The organism is Bacillus sp. 5mfcol3.1, from assembly GCF_900114335.1.
Taxonomy (GTDB): domain Bacteria; phylum Bacillota; class Bacilli; order Bacillales; family Bacillaceae_G; genus Bacillus_A; species Bacillus_A thuringiensis_S.
Genome location: NZ_FOST01000001.1, coordinates 237,418 through 259,656, shown reverse-complemented (window position 1 = coordinate 259,656; position 22,239 = coordinate 237,418). Strand labels below are relative to the sequence as shown.

Sequence of the window (22,239 nt, the reverse complement as noted above, 5' to 3'; positions counted from 1 at the left end):
TTTTATGACATCATGCATATAATTTTCTGAATTTTTAGTTGATTTTTAGTTTAATTTCGAATATGATATGAAACATAACAAATAGATGTTATTTTTTCTAACATTACAGGAGGAGAGATCATGGATATGGGAGATACAGTTTTTATGTTTGTGACGACAGTAATGGTCATGTTGATGACACCAGGATTGGCACTTTTTTATGGAGGTATGGTTCGCAGCAAAAATGTACTCAGCACAACGATGCATAGTTATAGCGCAATGGCTATCGTTTCGATTCAATGGATTGTTATCGGCTATTCTTTATCATTCGGACCAGATTGGCACGGGCTTATCGGTACACTTGATTGGTTCGGTCTAAACGGAGTTACCTACGCACCAAATCCAGACTACTCATCTACTATTCCTCACAATTTATTCATGATGTTTCAACTCATGTTCGCCATTTTAACTCCAGCTTTAATTTCAGGTGCATTCGCTGAAAGAATGCGATTTTCTGCCTTTCTTATTTTTATCCTTCTATGGACAACGATCGTTTACAATCCTGTCGCTCATTGGGTATGGGGCGTCGGCGGGTGGCTAAGGGAACTTGGTGCACTAGACTTCGCTGGCGGAAACGTCGTTCACATCACTTCCGGAGTTGCTGGTCTTGTATTAGCTATTTTCCTTGGAAAACGAAAAAACATAAATGGTTCTTCTCCTCACCATTTGCCATTTACAATGTTAGGCGCAGGCTTATTATGGTTTGGCTGGTTCGGTTTTAACGTCGGCAGCGCATTATCCTTAAACGACGTAGCTTTAACTGCATTTATTAATACAAATATAGCCGCTGCTGCCTCCGCTCTAACTTGGATGCTTTCTGAATGGTTCTTCCAATCAAAACCGACTGCGATGGGAGCTGCTTGCGGAGTTGTTTCTGGTCTAGTCGCTATTACACCAGCTTGCGGGTTCGTTACACCTTTCTCCGCTCTTCTTATCGGAGCAATTGGTGGTATATTATGCTTTGGCGCCGTTTTCTTCTTAAAAACAAAATTCGGGTATGACGATACACTTGATGCCTTTGGATGCCACGGTATCGGAGGAACTTGGGGCGGTATTGCAACAGGACTATTTGCAACTACTACCGTAAACGGGGATGGTGCGAACGGATTATTTTACGGAAATGCCGCTTTACTGTTTAAACAACTGGTAGCAATTGGAGCAACATATGCATTCACAATAATAATGACTTATGCCATTATTAAAGTTATTAACTTCTTCCTCCCTGTTCGGGTAGATGAGCACGAGGAACATATGGGACTTGATATTTCGATGCATGGTGAGAAAGCTTATGAACATGCAGAGCGAGCAAACTAAAAAAGAGATGCAATCTATTAGTAATAGATTGCATCTATTTTTTGCGCACCGGGCAACATACCCCACCTAGTATAAATGTAAATATATCATCGGTTTTTTGGATATATCAACGATTTTTCAAATATATCGATTGTTTCTTTCAATATATCAACGGTTCGACACAACATATCGATTTACAAACAAATTCCGACATAATTTACAAGCAAAATACCCCACATAACGTTATAGAAAAAAGACGACCGAAACCCGGTCGTCTTTTCCTATTTATTTCGGAGCATTTCCTACATATTGCGTAATATCAACATTTAATGCCTGCGCTAAACGCATACCGTATTCTTGATCTGCACGGAAGAAGTTACAAACAGCTAATAATTTTGTGCGTTCATTTACGTCTTTTAGATCATTTGTTAAGTTTGCAATTAAGTTATCTTGCTCTTCTTTAGAGAATGAACGGTAACGCTCACCTGCTTGTTTGAAGTCATTTGGTTTCTCGATTTTTTCACGAGATACATAGCCTTCTACTTTCATAGTTGAATCGCGGTAAGCTTTGTCTTCAACCGGATTCTCTGCATGACGGCTCGGTTCGTAGTTGATTGTAGATGGGTTTTGATTTACTTGCATCGCACCATCACGTTGTTGATTATGAACAGCTGCGTATGGGCAGTTTACAGGAATTTGTAAGTAATTTGCACCAAGACGATAACGCTGTGTATCTGGGTAAGAGAATAAACGACCTTGTAATAATTTATCTTCCGATGGCTCAATACCATTTACAGTTGCACTTGGAGAGAACGCTACTTGTTCTACTTCTGCAAAGAAATTTTTCGGATTACGATTTAACGTCATCGTCCCTACTTCCATTAATGGGAAGCGATCTTCTGGCCATACTTTCGTTGGATCTAATGGATCAAAGTCTAAAGAGTCCATTTCATCTAATTGCATAACTTGTACGTGTAAATCCCATTTCGGATGATTTCCTTTTTCGATTGCGTCGAACAAGTCACGAGTTGCATGATTGAAGTCTTTCCCTTGTACTTCTTGCACTTCTTTCGCATTTAAGTTACGTACACCTTGCTGTGGTTTCCAGTGGTATTTAATATAAACAATTTTACCTTCTTCATTAATCCATTTAAATGAATGGACGCCGAAACCTTCCATTTCACGATAACTTGCTGGTGTACCGTAATCAGAAAATACCCATGTCATCATGTGTGTAGATTCTGGAGTTAACGTCATGAAATCCCAGTAACGATCTGGCGTTTGAATATTCGTATCAGGTGCTGGTTTTAAAGAATGTACCATATCAGGGAATTTAATTGCATCACGAATGAAGAAAACCGGTAAATGATTACCTACGATATCGTAGTTTCCTTCTTCTGTATAAAATTTAACAGCGAACCCACGTGGGTCACGTGCTGTTTCAGGAGAACCTTGACCATGAATAACCGTTGAAAAACGAACAAATACAGGCGTTTCAGTTCCTTCATTTTGTAAAAATGCCGCTTTCGTATATTGCTTCATACTATTTTTCGTTACGAATACACCGTGAGCACCTGCACCACGTGCATGCACAACACGCTCCGGAATACGTTCACGATCAAAGTGCGCAAGTTTTTCTACTAAATGATAGTCTTCTAATAATACTGGTCCACGACGACCAGCTGTACGAGAATTTTGGTTATCTCCAACTGGAGCACCTTGGTTTGTTGTTAAGCGATTATTTGGATTCATCTAGGGGGATCCTCCTCTTTCTTTCGTAGTAATTATTATTTATTTAAAATTATTATAAACTAATTATTATTCAAAACTAAACCTTTGTCAACTATTTCCTTCACTTTTTTTGAAACAATTTCAGCCAAACAGTCGATAAATGCAGATTGTGCATTCGGCATACTTGGTCTAAAATATTTGGCATTTAATTCATCAGTTACAACTTTACATTCATAATCGTTGTCATATAAAACTTCTAAATGCTCCGCTACAAAACCAACTGGGCAATATACGAAAGATTCGTACCCATGCTCTGCATATAAATCTTTCGTTAAATCTTGCACATCTGGACCAATCCATGAATCAGGAGTATTCCCAGCACTTTGCCAACCGATTGTATAGTTTTGAATATTTGCAGCTTCTGCAATTAAATCTGCCGTATACTTTAGTTGTTCTACATATGGGTCTCCTGCTGTAATAATCTTTTCTGGCAAACTATGCGCTGAGAAAATTACGACTGCTTTCTCTTTATCATCAATTTCTGTAAACGTTTCTTTTATTTTGTCTGCCCAATACGAAATAAATTTCGGTTCATCATACCATTGTTCAATTGGTTCAATAACAGGACCACCGATTTCTTTTGAAAGACGAATAGCACGATCATTATACGCTTTAATGCTAAATGTAGAATAGTGCGGTGCTAATACGATACTAATCGCCTGCTCAATTCCATCTCGCTTCATTTCCTCTACAGCATCTTCTATAAATGGCGCAGTATGTTTTAAACCTAAGTAACAAGTAAATTCATACTCTGTAAATATGTTATTCATTGAATCTGTTAATTTATGCGCCTGCTCTTTCGTAATTTTTGCAAGCGGCGAAATTCCACCAATCGCTTTATAGCGCTCAATTAAATCTTCAAGCGCTTCTTCTGACGGCTTACGCCCGTGACGGATATGTGTATAATATGCCTCTACATCGTCTAATGATTCTGGTGTTCCATACGCCATTACGAGTAAACCTATTTTTTTCTTTGTCATCTATATAACACCTCAATTTTATAAATGAGAATCCTTTTCAGAACGTTTGTTTCCAATTATAACAAGCAATAATAAGTACGTCAAAATAATAATTCTAATTAAGTATTATTTATAAGGTGATTTTGAATTTTATATGAAAATTTATTTAATAAAAAGCGACTTACATAATTGTAAGCCGCTTTTCCCTTATTCCTTAATATTTACCCCATATTCTTTAAACCAAACGTGAATTTGTGCTAAATGAGCTAAAAGCTGTGGCCCAGTCATCAATTGACCAAACCATGGTGTTTGAAATGCACTGCCACCAGACTGAATTAATCCGTTCAACTGCTCTTTATCAAACAATTCGTGTAAAATTGAACCTTTATCCGTTAATAGATTTTGAAGCCATACTGTTACTGCTTTTGTATAGTGTGGATTGTGCGTTTTCGGATAAGGACTCTTCTTTCTATATAAGATGTCATGTGGAAGTACATCTTCTAACGCTTTACGTAATAGACCTTTTTCGCGGTTTTTATACATTTTCATTTCCCAAGGAATATTCCACGCATATTCGACAAGGCGATGATCTGCAAATGGAACACGTACTTCTAAACTTGCCCCCATACTCATGCGGTCTTTTCTGTCTAATAATGTTGTCATAAACCATACCATATTTAAATAAAATAATTGGCGTCTTTTTGCTTCTAGCGGACTTTCTCCCTCTAAAATAGGAACTTCTTGAATCGACTCTTCATAGCGCCTTTGCACATATTGTTGTAAATTTAATTTATTTCTCCATTCTTTCTTTAGCAGTTGTTCACGTGCTTCTGTAGAGCGCATCCACGGAAAGGCACTCGATTGTAAATCATCTTCTCTATAAAACCACGGATATCCACCAAATATTTCATCTGCACATTCCCCAGATAAACCGACGACAAAATCTTGTTTAATTTCACGACAAAACCATAATAATGACGAATCGATATCTGCCATACCAGGCAAATCACGAACGAGTACTGCTTCAGTTAAATACTCTGCTAATTTTTCATTCGAAATGACGCAGCGATGATGGGTTGTTTGAAATGTCTCAGTCATTAAATTAATAAACGGAGCATCTGAATTTGGCTGGAACGCATTCGCTTTAAAGTATTTGTCATTATCTTCGTAATCAATAGAATACGTGTGTAATTGCCCTTTTCCTGATCTCTCGTATTCTTTCGCTGCGATAGCTGTAATAGCGCTCGAATCTACACCACCTGATAAAAAAGTACATAGTGGTACATCAGAAACAAGCTGTCTTGTAATGGCATCTTGTAATAAAAAGCGCGTTTTCTCTACGGTTTCTTCAAAAGAGTCTTCATGTTTTTTACTTTCTACATTCCAATATCTCCATATACATAAACCGTTCTTTGAAAATGTCATCGCATGACCTGGACGTAATTCTTTTATACCAGCATAAATACCATGGCCAGGCGTTCTTGACGGTCCGAGGCCGAATATTTCGGATAACCCTTCTAACGTTACTTCCGCCTTCACATCTGGATGAGCCAGTATCGCTTTTAACTCTGAACCAAATAGTAATCGCCCACTATCATATTTATAAAATAGCGGTTTTACACCTAGTCGATCTCGCGCAATAAATACTTGTTCTTTCTGTTCATCCCATACAGCAAACGCATATATACCGTTTAAATGATCGACACATTCTTCTTTCCATTCAATATAAGAAGCTAATAATACTTCTGTATCAGAATGACCTTTGAACGTATATCCTCTTCTTAATAATTCCTTTCGAATGTCTTCTGTGTTATAAAGTTCACCGTTATAGCAAATGGCGTAATTCGTTTCATCTTTTAAACAAGTCATCGGTTGTTTCCCGCCCTCAGGGTCCACAACGATTAAACGTTTATGCCCAAATGCGACATTGCCTTTAATCCAAACTTTATTATCATCCGGCCCACGTTTGGCTAACGTCTCAGCCATCTTCGTAACGACATCTCTTTCTCCTTCTAATGAGCGTTTATAATCCACCCATCCTGTAATCCCGCACATATAAATCATCCTTCCATCTTATTTCTTTTCTTGAACGTGCAGTAATCCCCACCCTAAGAGTGCGGATCAAAAAATGGAAAACTTGACGATAACCTACTATCCACATATGGAATAGCATTCTCACTCAGTAAAACGTGTTTTATTGTATGCCCACCTATGTCTAGATGTGTCTAGTTATAAAGAATGCACGAACTGTCTATAACAGGAATAACTACTTTTTATAAAGGAGAAATCATGTATGATACAACGTAACCATATTTTATATAACCAGCCCCGCGCTCATACAGTCGGTAATGTAGAATATATAAACAATGAATGGGTATTCTTTGATGATGAAAATGATGAAGCATTTTTATTAGAAGATATTGCCGAAGATGGTTTTGAGATTTTATATAACAACAACTGGCTACCAGCTCGTTTCTATGAACAAGATATATTACAAATCGCCAACGAACAGCACCACCTGCAAAACGGGGAAATGATACGTATTCGAAAAAAATTACTTCTTAGCTATAATGAATGGCTCGAGGAATTACCTGACTCTGTGTTCACATTATTAACCGAATCATTGCAATCACTTCACTACTCTTTATATGATTGCATGTATTGTCATAATTATTTATCTTTCTTACCGAAAGAGGAGTCACGCGAAGGAGTAAATATTCTTTTGTTTGATAACGAAGAGATGATCTGTACACTACAGCATCATTTCGTCCGTCACACTACATCCAATAAAAACATGTTCCGTTTTACGAAAGTAAATGGAGAAGAGTTACATATCGATGCGACATAAAAAGTAAAAACCACCTTAGCTCCCAAGTCTTTGAGATTATAAGGTGGTTTTATTTTCTTTATTAGAATACTTGCCAACCAATCGGTAATTTCAGTCCAAGGTAAAATACTGCTACTAATGCAACAATAAATAGCCCCCAAACTGCCCCTGTTGCTTTGTTCTTGCTCATTTTCACAAGAACCATTTCCATTCCACCGATAACTAAAATACCAGCTATCATTTTTAAACCATACCACATGTGCATGTTACTTGTTGCAGTCTTCATAATCCCCATGTACAACATGAAACCTGTCACAATAATGATAATGTACATAAGACGAAGCCCCATATGTACACCTTTACCTTTTCTTCCTGCTGAATAAAGTGAATACGCAACGAAGAATAAAATTAAACCTAACGCCCATGCTGTAATATGCATATGTACCATCGTATCCCTTACCTCCTCTTTTCACACTTTTTCACTCTATATGATAACATGTTCATTTATTTTCAGGAAATGTTTCGCTTTTTTACATTTAAATGCTATAATATTTAGAGTATTTACAAACTTCTTGTAATAACAAAAGGGGGAACAATCATGATTCAAACTAAGGATATTATCGAACTTACAGACACATATGGAGCAAATAACTATCACCCACTTCCAATCGTTATTTCTAAAGCAGAAGGTGTTTGGGTAGAAGATCCTGAAGGAAACCGCTATATGGACTTATTAAGTGCATATTCTGCAGTAAACCAAGGTCATCGTCACCCGAAAATTATTAACGCTTTAATTGACCAAGCTAATCGTGTTACGTTAACTTCTCGTGCTTTCCATAGCGATCAATTAGGTCCTTGGTACGAAAAAGTTGCGAAACTAACTAATAAAGAAATGGTACTTCCAATGAATACAGGTGCTGAAGCTGTTGAAACTGCAATTAAAACAGTTCGTCGCTGGGCTTATGATGTGAAGAAAGTAGAAGCAAACCGTGCTGAAATCATCGTTTGTGAAGATAACTTCCACGGACGTACAATGGGTTCTGTTTCTATGTCTTCAAATGAAGAGTACAAGCGTGGATTTGGTCCAATGCTTCCTGGCATCGTTGTAATTCCTTACGGTGATTTAGAAGCATTAAAAGCCGCAATTACACCAAACACAGCAGCATTCATTTTAGAGCCAATTCAAGGTGAAGCAGGAATTAACATCCCACCAGCTGGTTACTTAAAAGAAGCTCTTGAAGTATGTAAAAAAGAAAACGTTTTATTCGTAGCAGATGAAATCCAAACAGGCTTAGGCCGTACTGGTAAAGTATTCGCTTGTGACTGGGACGATGTAACTCCTGACATGTACATACTTGGTAAAGCCCTTGGTGGCGGTGTGTTCCCGATCTCTTGTGTTGCAGCAAACCGCGACATTTTAGGTGTATTTGAGCCAGGTTCTCATGGTTCTACATTTGGCGGTAACCCACTTGCATGTGCTGTTTCTATCGCAGCTCTTGAAGTTTTAGAAGAAGAAAAATTAACAGAGCGTTCTCTTCAATTAGGAGAAAAATTAGTTGGGCAATTAAAAGAAATTGATAACCCAATGATTACTGAAGTTCGCGGTAAAGGTTTATTCATCGGTATCGAATTAAACGAGCCAGCTCGTCCTTACTGTGAACAACTAAAAGCAGCTGGTCTACTATGTAAAGAAACACACGAAAACGTAATTCGTATCGCACCACCTCTAGTAATCTCTGAAGAAGATTTAGAGTGGGCATTCCAAAAAATTAAAGCTGTATTATCGTAATAATAGAGAGGTTGTCCAACATGTTGGGACAACCTCTTTCTTTTTATATTCAATTATATTAAGATAAAATTGTAATTTTCTGTATTTTAAATTCATAAAGGAGGTGCGATATGCTACTAAGATATGGTAAACATATTAACTATTTAGCTACAGCGTTTATTTTAGTTACATTCTTTAGTTTCCTACTTTCCACAACATGGCTTCATTACTCAACTCCTACTACACTCACACTACTGAAAGCATCATTTTGGACTGCTGTTATTCTTACTATTATTGGATTTGGACGAGAAAAAAGCGCACTTGCGGTTATATTATTTGGCATTTGTACACTTGCATTAATTGGTCTTTACACTTTTGCCGTTATAGATTATCTCTATAATCCGAGACCATAGAAAAGAGCTATCTTTATACAAGATAGCTCTTTTCTCATTTCACTACATTTCGCAAAGTACCAATTCTTTCCACTGTAATGACCACTTCATCACCAGCATGTAAAAACCTCGGTGGTGTAAAACCTTTTCCGACACCAGCCGGCGTTCCTGTTGCGATAATATCGCCTGGTTCTAAAGTCATTCCTTTGCTTATCGTTGAAATAATTTCTTCTATTGAAAAAATCATTTTATTTGTGTTGGAAGTTTGCCTTACTTCTCCATTTACTACCGTTTCAATGTGTAATGCATTCGGCGTTTCAACCACCGATTTATGAATTAAATACGGTCCCATCGGACAAAATGTATCGAAGCTTTTCCCAAGGAAAAACTGTTTATGTTTTCTTTGAATGTCTCGAGCTGTTACATCATTTATAATCGTATAACCAAAAACATGCTCAAGCGCTTTTTCTTTTTTAATTTGCTTCCCTCGCTTACCAATAATGATAGCTAGTTCTCCTTCGTAATCTAGTTCGTCCGTTGCGTGAGGGTGACCATTAATTTGCTCATTTATGCCAATAACTGTTGTTGGTGCTTTCGTAAAGATCATTATATTTTCTGGAATAGACTCTACTCCGCCCATTTCTACCGCATGCTCACGATAGTTTTTTCCAACGCACAAAATATTCTTTCTTGGCCTTGGAATCGGCGCTAATATTTTCACCTCTGTTAACGGATAATACGCCGCTTCCCCGTTCTCTTTTGCCCAATTTACAATTTCACATACTTTCTCAAAGCATTCAGTCCCTCTTTCAATACACTCTAACATTGTAATAGGGATTGTAACCTTTTCCCCTTTTTGTCTTTGCGCTTCTCTTAAGTGTAATACCTTTTCTTCTTCTTCATCCACAATACCTACAAATACCTTTTCTTCTTTCTTCGCCGTTACAAAACGCAATATTTCCACTCTCCATCCTAAAACTCATACCTTTTAATTGTATTCGCATCCGCAAGAAAAAAACCTTCTCATGCACGCTAATTTTTACAATATTCTTCTCGCACTTATTCGTTACTTATTCATTATTTAGCATAAAATGTAGAAATTTTACTTTTTTTAGCGAAGGTATTTCTTTTTTATGGAGTTTTTGTATAATATGTACTACATATATACTAAAAATTTCATTTAGAGATGGAGCCGATTTCAATGTTTGAGCAAGCTATTGAAAAAAAACGTGAAAAAATGATCTATTTTGCTGAACGCTATGGAATGACTTCTCAAAGAACAGTGGATTGTAGCCAAGAACTGGACAGGCTCTTAAATGTAATTTGTCATGTACATACGGATTTACACCCTACTCAAACGTTCAACACACACACGCAATAACGCGTGTGTTTCTTTTATTTCAAAAAAACACACATTTTATTGGAAACGCCCATACAATAGTAGAAAAGAAAATTTTAAAAACGAAGGGTGTTTTGTATGCCAGCTATGGTCGGACATATTCGTATCGTCAATATTGGATCAAGTGGTATTTTTCATATTGGAGATGTATTTGCGATTAGGCCTATTAGTTACTCACGTGCTTTCGCCGGGGCCGGCTCTTTCAACGTTGGAGATAATGTTTCTGTCTACAATTATCAAAGTGCAACGACTGTCAACGATTCAGATGTAATCGATCAAGCGATAATTGGCTCAACTTAAAGGAGGCAATTGCATTGAATTTTTATGTAAACCAAAGTATCATCATCAACAGTATTAAAATTGATAGTATTACAACCTCTTCTGTGTTCCAAATTGGTACTGCCGGAAGTATTAAAGCCCTATCTAAATTTTCAAATACGGGCGGATTTACGGAGCCGCTTCGCCCATTACAGGCAAAAGGACAAATTATTTCTATCAAACCATCAACTAGTTCTTCTTAAGACATCCTTGTCATAAATATATAGCAGGAATATTTTTACCCTCCCTATTGAAAAGGAGGTTTCACAAATGAATCAAGATATATATACTTACTTACACCAACTTCAACAAGCTCTTCAAACACAACAAGCAGCCATCCTAAATTTAGAAGAACAAGTGCGCCAACTCCAAGAAGAGCTTAACGAATTAAAAAATCGCCCCTCCTCTTCTGTAGGAAAAGTGGAATACAAATTCGATCAATTAAAAGTCGAAAATTTAAATGGTACTTTAAATATTGGTTTAAACCCATTTTCAGCAAAAGGACAACAAATTGAAGATTTTCAAGTGGATACAGAAACATTGAAGGTAAACCCTGAAACCGAAACAAACCCAGACTTTTATCAAGGTATCCTCCAAGAAATGCATCGATACTTAGATGAAGAAGCATATAATCGTATTCTCCATTTTGAACAAGAAGAGAGAACACCGCTTGATGAAATGTATCGACAAATGATGGTAGATGACATAAAAAAACAGATGGAGCATCGACTCCCTTATTATTTATCACAAGCGCAATCATATGAAGGTATTTCAACAGATCCAGATTATTTACGAGATATCATTATTCAGGCAATGAAACAAGATATTGACAAAGCCTTTCTCTCCTTTATTCAGCACATACCGGGAAATTTCCGAAAGGAGTAAGTATGTATGAACCTTAACGTTGTAAACCGTGAGTTAAAAGTCGGACAGATTAAAATGAACGGTGTATCGTCGTCCGCACTCTTTTTAATTGGAGATGCAAATCTCCTCATTCTATCTTCTATTCTCGATACACCATTTGAAACAGTTACAGAGGGTCCATTTGTACCATTAGTAACAGATGTCCCTCCTACTCCAGGTTAAGGAGACTGAGAAATTATGTTGCATCATGTGTCCATTGTCCAAAATGTTTCTATTATTTCTTTAGGAATTACTGCCGTATTGCAAGTTGGAGATGCAAACCAAATGGAATTAAAAAGTAGAGCTCTTGCCGTCCACCGTGAAATTCCTTGTTATATAAGGGGAGAAGGTCGTTTTGATGCTTTTGAAATCTTTACAGATGAACACATTACAATTCCAAAACGAACGACAGATGTAAATTTAAATATTGTAAATGAATGCCCTTTTATTGAAGTTAATAACGTTGAATTACGGACACTTTTAAATTCTGGTTGCTTTCAAATTGGAAATGTTGATTATGTTTTTAATAACTCTCGTATTATGCAAATCCGCCAATATATTACAGATGAACCTTCCGCACAATAATTCATATAGTAATTAAAAAGCTTAGTAAAGTAGGTGGATGGTATGCCTTCGGTTGTAGGAAATCTCGTCGTTCAAAACAGTAACGGCTCTTTCAACTTAGGAGATTTTTATAACGTATCTCCGAAAGAAAACACGAAAGCTTATAATGGATCCGGAGCTTCTAATGTTGGATTTGTCGTGAATACTTTTAACGGTGTTAGTGCAACAAATACGTTTGATTCTGATGTGGCGGATCAAGATCAGATTGGAACAGCGTAAAAAAAGTAGGAGATATTCTCCTACTTTTTTCTTTTATCTAATTCAAATTATTAAAATGAAATTTTAATCAGCAAGAGCTTTACTGTTCACAAATAGTGGTATAAACAAGTAAGTAGTGAAGAGGCACTATTTCATTTTATTTAAATGATAATCCGCTCTCCTCCAAAGCTTGTCTAAGCTTCGGCAAAGACGCAGGTCCCATACCATGCAGTTTTAAAATTTCTTTGTCACTATATTTTGAGAGTTCTTCTACAGTTTGAATTCCATGGTGTTCTAATGCCCTTCTTGCTGGCGCTGAAAGAAGAGAGAGAAAACCTTCTTTTGGTTTTCTCTCTTTCTCACAGGTTGGGCAAGTTGGACAATCGCTACTTTTATAGTACTCGTGTCCCTGTTCACAAGTTTTTAACGTTGTCATTTTTTATAGCCCCCTTCTGTTGTCTATCCTTCAATATTTACAACGTGATTCCCATCAAAGAAATATAAACATTTCTCTTTGACAGGATGTTGTAAGCTTTTCTCGAGTGCTTTTGCATATAACGAAAGTTGCACTTTATATCGATCTTCTAAAATTGGTTTTGCTTGTTGGAATCCGCCTGGGAATTTCCCTTCAATCGTATCTGTTTTGAAGTCGATTAACGTAATGCCATCTTCCTCTTCAATCATGCAGTCGATAACCCCTTGGACAAGAATCGTTTCTTCACTCTTCCCTTGCCAATCTTGATATGCTTCTTCTGCTGCAAGCATCATCGTAAATGGTACTTCACGCTCAACACTTTTCGCCGCTAATACCCTTTTACCTAAGTCACTGTCAAAGAATGAAATTACTTTTTCAATTGCTATTTCTTCCGCCTGCTCGAATGTTAATAATTCCTTATTTACCATTCCTGCGATTTGTTCTTGTAGCGTTTCGGCCGTAATCGGTTTCTTCAAATCTACATGCTGCATAACGGCATGGACTGCTGTTCCACGCTCTGCGTACGTTAACCCTTTTTTCTCCATAAAGCGCGGACGTGTTTTAATTGGTGCACGTAGTTTTTTAATAAAGGCGTTATCGCTACCTTCTTCAGATTGATAATTTCTCTTTATTTCTGTAACAGATTGCTTCGCACGATGAGATGTCGCATCCTCATATCCGTACTTCCACATTAATCTGTCGTACACTTCTTCTTTCCGTTTACTTTGCAGGGGAACAGCCTTTTTCTCACGAAGCGCTTCTAACAATTCTTGTTTCTCTTCTTGAACTGGCTCTGGTGCAAGTAGCGTGTTACCGTCCACAACTTCTACTTTCCAGCTAGTGTCATACCCGTAAATTTCATCCGGAATGCTTCCTTGTCCTAATTCAAGAAGCATTTCACTATCACGATGTCTATATAATGAAGGTGCAATCCAGTCTAAATAACAAGACGCTCCGGCACGTATGTGATCTGGTAATAACCATTCATTATGTTCCCTCGCATCAAGCCATTTTTCCATTTCCTTAGTTGCATCCTTAACTGTTCCGATTAAAATTAGCTTCTCTTTCGCACGCGTTAACGCTACGTATAATACGCGCATTTCTTCTGCAATTAATTCCATTTTCATTTTACGCTTAATCGCAAGCTGTGATAATGTCGTATATTTAATTCGTTTACGCGGATCGATAAATTGTGAACCGAAACCGAAATCTTTATGCAGTAAGAAACGCTTCATTAAGTCTTGTGTATTAAAACGACGACCGAGTCCAGCTACAAATACGACCGGGAACTCTAGCCCTTTACTTTTATGAATCGTCATAATGCGAACGACGTCTTCTTGTTCACCAAGAGCTCTTGCCGTACCCATATCATCACCGCGTTCTAAAATACGTTCAATAAAACGCAAGAAGCGGAATAACCCTCTAAATGATGTTGCTTCATATTGTCTTGCACGGTCATATAGCACGCGCAAGTTTGCCTGCCTTTGCTTTCCTGCTGGTAAACCGCCAACGAAGTCGTAATAACCTGTCTCACCGTACACTTTCCAAATTAAATCAGAAAGGGATTGTTGACGGGCAAATTCACGCCATCCTTGAAGTAAATTATAAAACCACTCTAATTTATCATGAAGTTCTTGCTCTTCTTCAAGCGGTGCTCCTTTTAAGAACGAGCTCATTACTTCATAAAATGACCCTTTCTTCCCATGAGCACGAAGCGTCGCAAGGTCTTCATCATTTAGTCCCACAATCGGTGAACGAAGTACAGCTGCAAGCGGAATATCTTGCATCGGATTATCAATAACGCGGAATACGTTCATCATAATATTTACTTCTGTCGCTTCAAAATAACCAGTCGCAAGGTCAGCATATACTGGAATTCCTTGCAATTTTAACTCTTCCATAATTTGCGGCGCCCACGGCATCGAGCGGAGTAAAATAACGAAATCACGGTATTGTACAGGGCGCATACTATCCGTTTTACGATCATACACTTCATAACCTGAATCAACCATCGCTTTAATACGCTGCGCCATAAGACGAGCTTCTAGCTGTGCTTTTTCGACTTCTGCACCTTCTTCTCCATCCATTACTTCTTCTTCCGTTTGCTGAATACATAGTAATTCTGCTGCTACATCTTCACCTTCTGGATAGGTAGCACCTAGCTTTAGTTCAGCGTCAGCATCGTAGTCAATTTCCCCAACTTCTTCGCCCATAATTTGTTTAAAAATAAAGTTCGTACCTGCTAGTACTTCATGACGACTACGGAAGTTTTTCGCTAAGTCAATCTTCATTCCGCCGCCCAATCCTTCTTGTGTGAAGCGTTTATATTTTCCTAGGAATAGTCCTGGCTCGGCTAGTCGGAAACGATAAATCGACTGCTTTACGTCACCAACCATGAACAAGTTTCCTTCACTCTCAGAATCTTTCGTTACGAATTTAATAATGGATTCCTGTACAAAGTTCGTGTCTTGATATTCATCGACTAATACTTCAGCAAATTTATTACGATATTGGAGCGCCACTGCTGACGGATTCATTTCACCATTTTCACTTTGTTCACTTAAAATTTGTAAACAGAAATGCTCTAAATCTGTAAAATCGACCATTCCTTTATCTCGCTTCATCGCTTGGAAACGCTCTGTAAATACTTTTACAAGTTGAACAAGCTTTTCTAATACTGGGTGCATATCTTGAAAATCTCGTAAGAAACTTTCCGGTTTGCGGCTAAATAACTCTTCCTGTAATTTCTTCACTTCATCTTTCGCTTTATTACGAAGAGAGTCTACTTGTTTTACAACATCTTCATTGTAATCACTTTTCTTAATACGCTTTAACGTTTGCCACGATACGTTTTGCATCGCTTCATACAATCTTGTCCACGACTCACGAGCAGCTGATGATAGCGTTCCAAGTAAAGCTACATCTGCTTGCAGGGTTTCAATGCGAGGCGCTGGACCGTCAGGAAGCATTGCGAGTTCAGTTGCCTTACGAATATGCTGTTCCGCTGTTTCAAGCTGGAATTTCACATCTTCTAATAAATAAGAAGCATATACTAAATCCTCAATTGTCTTTCCTTCTACGTCATATGCTTCTACTAATTTATCAAGCCATTTTTCCGGATTTGGATGCGCTCTTGATTCTGTATGAAGCGCTAAAATCATACGTTGTAAGTCATCATCACTACGGTCACTCGTATAACGATCAACGAGTTCAAAGAATATCGTATTATCTTCGATGCCATACTCTTCTTCTAATATGTCATCTAGCACTTCTTCTTTTAACAATTCATTTTCTGTTTGATTCGCAATACGGAAACGAGGATCAACATCAAGCATGTAGTAATATCCTCTAATTACTTGTAAACAGAATGAGTGAATTGTTGAAATGGAAGCTTTATTTAATAGGCTCAGCTGCTTTCTTACGTGTTGAGAGCCTGGTTCATCAATTAATACCTTTTCTAACGCTTCCCCGATTCGGTTTTTCATCTCTTGCGCTGCTGCATTCGTAAATGTTACAACGAGCAGGCGGTCGACATCGACTGGGTTCTCTTCATTAATAATCTTTTTAATAATACGTTCAACTAATACTGCTGTTTTACCTGATCCAGCTGCAGCCGCAACTAAAATATCACGTCCGTTCGCTACAACAGCTTTCCACTGGTCATCTGTCCATTGACTACCTTCTGGTTTTTTAGGCCAATTTTCTATCATTCTCCGCCAACCTCCTCTCTTATTTTCTCCATCGCTTCGCTATCTTTCATATCTTTTAACGATCGGAACTGATTATCTTCAAGTGACTCATCAAATTGACAAACAGATTTGAAGTTACAGAACGTACATGCTGCTTTATTTCCCATTTTATAAGGAGCAATATCGATAACACCTTCTGTAATATCTTTTCCAATATTTTCAAACGTATGGTGTACATATTTTTGCAGTACGTTAAACTCTTGCTCACTTGCAATACTTGAACGCGCACTAAAGCTACCGTCTTTTTTCAGGCCAGCAGAAATAATATCTGAGCTTCCTGTTGAAAGTTTGTTATCCATTAAACGAACAACGTCAGCATCTCCTAATACGAGTCCTTTCATTTTAAATTTCTTTAAAATTTCTTTTTCAATTTCAGCTTCAGATGCGTCACCTTTCATCTCAACGATTGGGTTATGAATATGGAAATACAATACACCAGCTGGTGATGCTGCGTGGCCTTTTTTCATCCACGTCTGTGCATTCGAAGTAACAACATCTAAATACGTTAACATTTGAAGTGCTAATCCGTAATACACTTCCGTTAAATCTAACGCTTTTGAACTTGATTTATAATCAATAATACGTAAGAACGTCCCGTTTTCATCTTCTGCCTTATCAACACGGTCAATACGACCGACTACTTCCATCTTTACACCATTTGGTAATGAGAATTCCATTGGCGGAAGTGACCCTGTACCACCCATACCGAACGGCACCTCTAAATCAACTGGTACGAATCCGCTCGACTTCGCATGTTCACGAAGAATGATTGACGTGCGGAAAATAATTTGTTGTAGTTTTTGTTTTAAATAGAAATGACGATTTGAACTTAATAAAATTTGTCGTTGTAATAACGGTGCAATTTCTTCTATTACTAAAACAGAAAGATGTTCACATTCTTTTATTGATAAATCCGCCCAAGTGCGGTTTTCACGCAATAACTTGTCCGCAATTTTCTTTAATGCCGCATGGAATAATTCGCCGATATCTGGCGCATCAAGTTTGAAAATATCACGCTCTCTAAGCGACAAACCATGCTGCGCGAAATGAGCGTATGCACAACGATTAAATAGTTCCATACGAGAGACGCTTCCTTTAATTGTATCTCCGTATAAATCTCTACTTACTGCTGTACTTAGTTTCTGCGCACGATTTCGGTAAAATAAACTTGATAGCACGCGACTACTTTTTTGTTTCCATTCATCTGACGTTACGTAGAAATTATATACATCCCACCAAAAATCTAAATTCCCTTCAAATCCGTATCGTTTCCACGTTTGTAGTTGCTGCATAACGTAAGATAACGTCACTTCTGGCGTTGCTACATATGAAATTTGTTCTGAGCGTGATAAGTCGTTTACATCATTCGTAATAAACGAATCTTTCACATTAGGGAACATTCTTTTTATTTTCTTAATAAAGCTAGACGCAAGTAACGTCTTTCCTTCTTCATCTGCAAGCGGGCATGAAATGTATAACTTCTCAGATGCTCTCGTTACCATTTGATACATAACGAACTGTTCTTCTAACAAAGTTTGTCTCGTCGTTGGCGCTAATTCAATCCCTGCTGCACCAAGAACTTCTCTTTCCTCATCAGAAAGCATACCTTCATCCATAGGTGCTGCTGGAATGACACCCTCATTTACACCTATAATAAACGTCGCTCTCACATCAGATAACCTGGAGTGATCAATATTAGCAATTAACACTTGGTCTAATGACGGCGGAATGTTAGCAAATTGAAGTGCCTCAAGACCTGTCGACATAACGTCAGTAAACATAGAAAGAGACATTTTCTCTTCCCCAAGAATCTCTACAAATGTATCAAGAAGGCTCATTACTTCTTCCCATACTTGTTCATGATCTGTCGCAAATAAGAAATCTCCACTTTCTTCTGCACGTATACGTAATTCTTCTAGTTTCTTCGGAACATCCAGTTCTTCTAAAAACAAGTAAACTGCTTCACACATTTGCATAACTGTTCCTGCACGCTTTAACCTTTTTTGCATGCGAATAACAGGTGTTCTTACAACGTCACGTAGCCTATTTATTTTCTCTTCCATTTCACGTTCACTGTCTGTAATCATCCCGTTCGTATCATCAAGAGAACGATAACGGCGATACATCCATGGATCTTCAGCAGTCCATCTCTTTCCTTGTACACCGTACGCTAAACAGTAATTTTCAAATTCATCCATTTCTTCACGCATCGCTTCTTTTCTTACGTCTAATGGATATAAAAGCTCTGTTTTCACGCAACGGAACACCGCATCATAACGCCAATTCCCACTAATAATCTCGAGTGCAGAACGAATACATTCTACCAATGGGTGGTGTGACATCGGGCGCTTTTCATCGATGAAGTGCGGGATATTGTAATCTGTAAATAACGTTCGCATCACATCGTAATAACTTTCCCCATTACGAAGAAGCACTGCAATATCTCGGTAACGATATTTTTCGTCCGCAACAAGTTTACGAATTTCACGAGCAACACCTTCTACCTCCGCTCGTAAATTCGCAGCTGTACTAATCGTTACACTCGCTTCACCGTTAAATTTTTCATTCGGACGCGCTTCATAATGAGCTTCTAAATGCGCTAATGCTGGAGAATGAAAACGCGGCTGTTCCATAAGTGGAATTGTTTTTTCAATTTCTATTTTCTCTTCACGCGCTACTTGTTTTATTTTTTCATACGTTAACGTCGTTTCATAAAATAAATCGAGTTCATTTACTGGCTGTGCTAACGTTTTTTCATCTATCGTTAACGTGATCGTAACTTTCGCTCCGCAAATCATAAGCTGTCTTACAATCTCTAACTCTTGCGGGGAGAATGAATGAAATCCATCTATATAAATTTCCGCACCATTTACATATTCAGACTGCGGAAGCTTTTCCACTAGCAATTGCAGGTAGTCTTCTGAATCTAAGTATTTTCCAATTAAAGCACGTTCAAAATCATCGTATAGTAACTGTAAATCATACACTTTATTCGCTAGTAACTTTTGTTCGGCACTGCTACTATGCGCATCTAATTGTTGCCACATTTCATATACGTTAGATGGCGTTACATTGTAACGTTTAAACTCCGCGATCATACTGCCAAGATGTTCAAAGAAACCGTTTTGCTCCGCTGCTTTTTGGAACACCGATAATCCATCTTTACGAGACTCTACAATTTTACGGAGTAACATATGTACACCAGCTTCATCAATATGAAGACGACTCGCTCCGCCAACTTCTTGCAGCACCTTCCACGCTAATCGTGAAAAACTAAAAACTTGTGCCCGAATAGAACCTCTTACATCCTCACTTCCAATTAACGCCTGCTGCGTCTGGAATGTCATCTGTTCTGGCACAAGATATAATATTGTTTTCCCTCTCGGGCGCTGTTTTAACTCTTCTTGCACTTCGCGTAAACAAAGTGTACTTTTTCCACTTCCCGCTCTACCAATCACAAATCGAAGTGACATGTAACCCCACCTTTCACTTACATAACGAACGTTAGTTTGCTACTATAATTGTATTATAGTACACGAAAAAAGACAAACTGAGTTGTTTGTCTTTTCTATACTTCTACTTCATTATATCAACCTTTTGAAAAATTCGTTTGCACCTCTTGAATTGGCCAATATCGCAAATCAACTTTACCGACGACTGTATCAGCTTTTACAAAGCCAAAGTGTCTACTATCCCAGCTCCCGAGCCGGTTATCACCTACTACAAAAATAAACCCGGGTGGCACCAGCTTTTCTTTCGTTAACTCTTCTAATGTAAAGTCGCCTGTTAGTTGCCTTCCATTTATCTCTTTCTTATACTTCTCTAGATACGGCTCATCAATAAATTGTCCATTTATATATAACTTATCATGCTTATATTCAATATGATCTCCAGGTAAACCGATAATTCGCTTTACATAGTCCTCTTTTTTATTCGCATGAAACACCACAACGTCAAATCTGTTCAAGTCCCCAACTTGATAACTCACCTTATTTACAACGAGCATATTGCCATCTTGCAATGTCGGCATCATTGACTTCCCCTCTACAACATACGTTGAAAAGAAAAACGTTCGAAAAAATACAGCTAATAATACACCAATTAAAATTGTTCGTATCCACTCTATGCCTTCTTTTTTCAAAGTTTTCTTCATCTGCTTCTCCCCTTATCCTTTAATACTGAAGCTTTCCTTTACAAAGAAGACTATTCTTAATGTAGTTCTAATTTTACTTCAATTTTCTTACCGACATACCATAGAATAAAAATACCAATCGCTACAATGACTGATTTCACCGGATTATGAATAAATGACATTAAATCATGACCGATATACGTTAAAATAAAAATCATCACAAGTTTTCCGAATGCTAACGCTAGTCCAAACTGTTTTACACTAATTCGGGATAAACCAGCGACAACATTTATTAGCGCTGACGGTGTAAACGGAAAACAAAATATAACAAAAATCGGTGCGAATCCTTTCCTTTCAATCCACCCCATTGCTTTTCGTACTCTCTCATGCTTATTTACAAACGAAAAGAAACGGCTGCGGCCAAAATGGCGGATGATGAAAAAGACAAGTAATGCACCCATTACTGATCCAATCCATGAATAAAGAAAACCGAGCCAAAAGCCAAATGCAACAGCATTCGCCAGTACAAATACAATAAGCGGTAATGCTGGAATCAACGCCTCTATCATCGGTAAACCAATACCAAGAAGTGGTCCGAACGCTTTATAACTCTCAACAATATGATCCATATTTTCTGGTGAAAAATACTCTTTGATTGTCTGAAAATCCATTCTACACTTTACCCCTTTACTCTAAATACTATCCCTACTGTATCATTGCTTATATGAAAGAGGAAATGGTAGATACGACATATGGAGATGTATTTATTAAAGTTTCCATATCTTTCATAAGAATTCCTTCATTATTTAGCTATGATAATCTATCAATATTTGACAATATATTACATATTAATAACACCCTATCCAACAATATCCTTATATCTCTTCAAAAATAGTATATTACAAATAATTTATTTAAATATAAAAAAATAGTATTTTTTACATTTTTTATTAAAATAACAACATAAATCTGTTATACTAAATATCGCAATATATTTATTTTATGTTTTTAGGAGGAAATACTTTGAAAGACACAGTAAAATTATTAAAATGGGTTACTGGTGCCTTAGAGGCTTTACTGGGAATACCTGTACTCGGAGGAACTATTGTTGTTTCTTTACTTTGGTTACCACTTCTTTTCATGCTAGTATTACATATCGTTACTTTAGTATTGGCTAAAAAAGTTAATATGAGTGCTAACGGTAATGTGCTAGGAATTGTAACTTCTTGCCTTGCATGGATTCCGTTTGTAGGAATGATTTTGCATATTTTATCAGCTATCTTCATTATGATGGATGCTGCCCGTAAGGAAGAAACTTATTAATATTTAAATAGCAAAAAAAGCTGTCCTAGAATGCCACTTAAGGCAACAT

At 37.5% G+C, this 22,239-nt stretch carries 22 protein-coding genes; 12 read left to right on the top strand and 10 right to left on the bottom strand.

What is annotated here, in order from left to right:
* The first annotated feature begins 120 nt into the window (after nt 1-120).
* Nucleotides 121-1,353 (top strand): ammonium transporter, encoded by a 1,233-nt coding sequence (locus BM089_RS01330; RefSeq protein ID WP_090975804.1) that lies wholly within the window; start codon nt 121-123, stop codon nt 1,351-1,353.
* A 264-nt stretch (nt 1,354-1,617) separates the two neighbouring features.
* On the opposite strand, the gene katB is transcribed toward BM089_RS01330, so the two are convergent.
* From katB to asnB, 3 genes are all read right to left on the bottom strand, one after another.
* A complete protein-coding gene (katB, locus tag BM089_RS01325) occupies nt 1,618-3,084 on the bottom strand; it encodes a catalase KatB (RefSeq protein ID WP_001069184.1) in 1,467 nt (488 codons plus the stop codon).
* Nucleotides 3,085-3,143: 59 nt separating this feature from the next.
* Complete coding sequence (gene hemH / locus BM089_RS01320) at nt 3,144-4,103, bottom strand: ferrochelatase (RefSeq protein WP_016513141.1); 960 nt, start codon at nt 4,101-4,103, stop codon at nt 3,144-3,146.
* 186 nt (nt 4,104-4,289) lie between these two features.
* Nucleotides 4,290-6,137, bottom strand: coding sequence for an asparagine synthase (glutamine-hydrolyzing) (asnB, locus tag BM089_RS01315; RefSeq protein WP_000333991.1), 1,848 nt, complete (start codon nt 6,135-6,137; stop codon nt 4,290-4,292).
* A gap of 238 nt (nt 6,138-6,375) precedes the next feature.
* Between asnB and BM089_RS01310 the strand changes: the two genes are divergently transcribed.
* Nucleotides 6,376-6,930 carry a DUF2777 domain-containing protein gene (locus tag BM089_RS01310; RefSeq protein ID WP_000616066.1) on the top strand — a complete coding sequence of 185 codons (555 nt, stop codon included), beginning with the start codon at nt 6,376-6,378 and terminating at the stop codon, nt 6,928-6,930.
* 61 nt (nt 6,931-6,991) lie between these two features.
* Here BM089_RS01310 and BM089_RS01305 read toward each other — a convergent pair whose 3' ends face one another.
* On the bottom strand, nt 6,992-7,357 hold the full coding sequence (locus BM089_RS01305) for a YisL family protein (RefSeq protein ID WP_000233490.1): 366 nt from the start codon (nt 7,355-7,357) through the stop codon (nt 6,992-6,994).
* 150 nt (nt 7,358-7,507) lie between these two features.
* Between BM089_RS01305 and rocD the strand changes: the two genes are divergently transcribed.
* Nucleotides 7,508-8,698: an ornithine aminotransferase gene (rocD, locus tag BM089_RS01300; protein WP_000616660.1), complete on the top strand. Its 1,191-nt coding sequence runs from the start codon at nt 7,508-7,510 to the stop codon at nt 8,696-8,698.
* 110 nt (nt 8,699-8,808) lie between these two features.
* Nucleotides 8,809-9,090: a hypothetical protein gene (locus BM089_RS01295; RefSeq protein WP_000926859.1), complete on the top strand. Its 282-nt coding sequence runs from the start codon at nt 8,809-8,811 to the stop codon at nt 9,088-9,090.
* A gap of 34 nt (nt 9,091-9,124) precedes the next feature.
* Here BM089_RS01295 and BM089_RS01290 read toward each other — a convergent pair whose 3' ends face one another.
* Complete coding sequence (locus BM089_RS01290) at nt 9,125-10,024, bottom strand: fumarylacetoacetate hydrolase family protein (protein WP_064532885.1); 900 nt, start codon at nt 10,022-10,024, stop codon at nt 9,125-9,127.
* Between the two features lie 246 nt (nt 10,025-10,270).
* On the opposite strand from BM089_RS01290, the gene BM089_RS01285 reads away from it, so the two are divergent.
* The 7 genes from BM089_RS01285 (at nt 10,271) to gerPF (ending at nt 12,532) form a co-directional block, all read left to right on the top strand.
* Nucleotides 10,271-10,450 (top strand): aspartyl-phosphate phosphatase Spo0E family protein, encoded by a 180-nt coding sequence (locus BM089_RS01285; RefSeq protein WP_000462857.1) that lies wholly within the window; start codon nt 10,271-10,273, stop codon nt 10,448-10,450.
* 96 nt (nt 10,451-10,546) lie between these two features.
* On the top strand, nt 10,547-10,768 hold the full coding sequence (gerPA, locus tag BM089_RS01280) for a spore germination protein GerPA (RefSeq protein WP_001111187.1): 222 nt from the start codon (nt 10,547-10,549) through the stop codon (nt 10,766-10,768).
* A 14-nt stretch (nt 10,769-10,782) separates the two neighbouring features.
* On the top strand, nt 10,783-10,989 hold the full coding sequence (gene gerPB / locus BM089_RS01275; protein WP_001012508.1) for a spore germination protein GerPB: 207 nt from the start codon (nt 10,783-10,785) through the stop codon (nt 10,987-10,989).
* 67 nt (nt 10,990-11,056) lie between these two features.
* Nucleotides 11,057-11,671: a spore germination protein GerPC gene (gerPC, locus tag BM089_RS01270; RefSeq protein WP_001070763.1), complete on the top strand. Its 615-nt coding sequence runs from the start codon at nt 11,057-11,059 to the stop codon at nt 11,669-11,671.
* Between the two features lie 6 nt (nt 11,672-11,677).
* A complete protein-coding gene (gene gerPD, locus BM089_RS01265; RefSeq protein ID WP_001052807.1) occupies nt 11,678-11,872 on the top strand; it encodes a spore germination protein GerPD in 195 nt (64 codons plus the stop codon).
* A 15-nt stretch (nt 11,873-11,887) separates the two neighbouring features.
* The gene (locus tag BM089_RS01260; protein ID WP_090975802.1) at nt 11,888-12,274 is read left to right on the top strand and encodes a spore germination protein GerPE; all 387 of its coding nucleotides are present in this window, start codon (nt 11,888-11,890) and stop codon (nt 12,272-12,274) included.
* A gap of 42 nt (nt 12,275-12,316) precedes the next feature.
* Nucleotides 12,317-12,532 carry a spore germination protein GerPF gene (gene gerPF, locus BM089_RS01255; RefSeq protein WP_001141566.1) on the top strand — a complete coding sequence of 72 codons (216 nt, stop codon included), beginning with the start codon at nt 12,317-12,319 and terminating at the stop codon, nt 12,530-12,532.
* Nucleotides 12,533-12,668: 136 nt separating this feature from the next.
* Here the strand turns inward: gerPF and BM089_RS01250 are convergent, their stop codons facing one another.
* The 5 genes from BM089_RS01250 to BM089_RS01230 all read right to left on the bottom strand — a co-directional run bounded on the left by BM089_RS01250 (nt 12,669) and on the right by BM089_RS01230 (nt 21,538).
* Nucleotides 12,669-12,947: an RNA polymerase alpha subunit C-terminal domain-containing protein gene (locus BM089_RS01250; protein WP_090975801.1), complete on the bottom strand. Its 279-nt coding sequence runs from the start codon at nt 12,945-12,947 to the stop codon at nt 12,669-12,671.
* A 23-nt stretch (nt 12,948-12,970) separates the two neighbouring features.
* Nucleotides 12,971-16,696, bottom strand: a complete 3,726-nt coding sequence (addA, locus tag BM089_RS01245; RefSeq protein ID WP_090975799.1) for a helicase-exonuclease AddAB subunit AddA — start codon at nt 16,694-16,696, stop codon at nt 12,971-12,973.
* A complete protein-coding gene (addB, locus tag BM089_RS01240) occupies nt 16,693-20,208 on the bottom strand; it encodes a helicase-exonuclease AddAB subunit AddB (protein ID WP_090975797.1) in 3,516 nt (1,171 codons plus the stop codon). Before addB ends, addA begins: the two co-directional genes overlap by 4 nt.
* A gap of 116 nt (nt 20,209-20,324) precedes the next feature.
* Nucleotides 20,325-20,888 carry a signal peptidase I gene (gene lepB / locus BM089_RS01235; protein WP_000751897.1) on the bottom strand — a complete coding sequence of 188 codons (564 nt, stop codon included), beginning with the start codon at nt 20,886-20,888 and terminating at the stop codon, nt 20,325-20,327.
* A gap of 56 nt (nt 20,889-20,944) precedes the next feature.
* Nucleotides 20,945-21,538: a TVP38/TMEM64 family protein gene (locus BM089_RS01230; RefSeq protein WP_071714132.1), complete on the bottom strand. Its 594-nt coding sequence runs from the start codon at nt 21,536-21,538 to the stop codon at nt 20,945-20,947.
* A 352-nt stretch (nt 21,539-21,890) separates the two neighbouring features.
* Between BM089_RS01230 and BM089_RS01225 the strand changes: the two genes are divergently transcribed.
* Nucleotides 21,891-22,190 (top strand): hypothetical protein, encoded by a 300-nt coding sequence (locus tag BM089_RS01225; protein ID WP_080476084.1) that lies wholly within the window; start codon nt 21,891-21,893, stop codon nt 22,188-22,190.
* Nucleotides 22,191-22,239: the final 49 nt, after the last annotated feature.

Excerpts from the sequence above, each read along its gene's own strand:
- BM089_RS01330 (WP_090975804.1), top strand. The coding sequence starts at position 121 with ATGGATATGGGAGATACAGTTTTTATGTTTGTGACGACAGTAATGGTC.
- katB (WP_001069184.1), bottom strand. The coding sequence starts at position 3,084 with ATGAATCCAAATAATCGCTTAACAACAAACCAAGGTGCTCCAGTTGGA.
- hemH (WP_016513141.1), bottom strand. The coding sequence starts at position 4,103 with ATGACAAAGAAAAAAATAGGTTTACTCGTAATGGCGTATGGAACACCA.
- asnB (WP_000333991.1), bottom strand. The coding sequence starts at position 6,137 with ATGTGCGGGATTACAGGATGGGTGGATTATAAACGCTCATTAGAAGGA.
- BM089_RS01310 (WP_000616066.1), top strand. The coding sequence starts at position 6,376 with ATGATACAACGTAACCATATTTTATATAACCAGCCCCGCGCTCATACA.
- BM089_RS01305 (WP_000233490.1), bottom strand. The coding sequence starts at position 7,357 with ATGGTACATATGCATATTACAGCATGGGCGTTAGGTTTAATTTTATTC.
- rocD (WP_000616660.1), top strand. The coding sequence starts at position 7,508 with ATGATTCAAACTAAGGATATTATCGAACTTACAGACACATATGGAGCA.
- BM089_RS01295 (WP_000926859.1), top strand. The coding sequence starts at position 8,809 with ATGCTACTAAGATATGGTAAACATATTAACTATTTAGCTACAGCGTTT.
- BM089_RS01285 (WP_000462857.1), top strand. The coding sequence starts at position 10,271 with ATGTTTGAGCAAGCTATTGAAAAAAAACGTGAAAAAATGATCTATTTT.
- gerPA (WP_001111187.1), top strand. The coding sequence starts at position 10,547 with ATGCCAGCTATGGTCGGACATATTCGTATCGTCAATATTGGATCAAGT.
- gerPC (WP_001070763.1), top strand. The coding sequence starts at position 11,057 with ATGAATCAAGATATATATACTTACTTACACCAACTTCAACAAGCTCTT.
- gerPD (WP_001052807.1), top strand. The coding sequence starts at position 11,678 with ATGAACCTTAACGTTGTAAACCGTGAGTTAAAAGTCGGACAGATTAAA.
- BM089_RS01260 (WP_090975802.1), top strand. The coding sequence starts at position 11,888 with ATGTTGCATCATGTGTCCATTGTCCAAAATGTTTCTATTATTTCTTTA.
- gerPF (WP_001141566.1), top strand. The coding sequence starts at position 12,317 with ATGCCTTCGGTTGTAGGAAATCTCGTCGTTCAAAACAGTAACGGCTCT.
- BM089_RS01250 (WP_090975801.1), bottom strand. The coding sequence starts at position 12,947 with ATGACAACGTTAAAAACTTGTGAACAGGGACACGAGTACTATAAAAGT.
- addA (WP_090975799.1), bottom strand. The coding sequence starts at position 16,696 with ATGATAGAAAATTGGCCTAAAAAACCAGAAGGTAGTCAATGGACAGAT.
- addB (WP_090975797.1), bottom strand. The coding sequence starts at position 20,208 with ATGTCACTTCGATTTGTGATTGGTAGAGCGGGAAGTGGAAAAAGTACA.
- lepB (WP_000751897.1), bottom strand. The coding sequence starts at position 20,888 with ATGAAGAAAACTTTGAAAAAAGAAGGCATAGAGTGGATACGAACAATT.
- BM089_RS01230 (WP_071714132.1), bottom strand. The coding sequence starts at position 21,538 with ATGGATTTTCAGACAATCAAAGAGTATTTTTCACCAGAAAATATGGAT.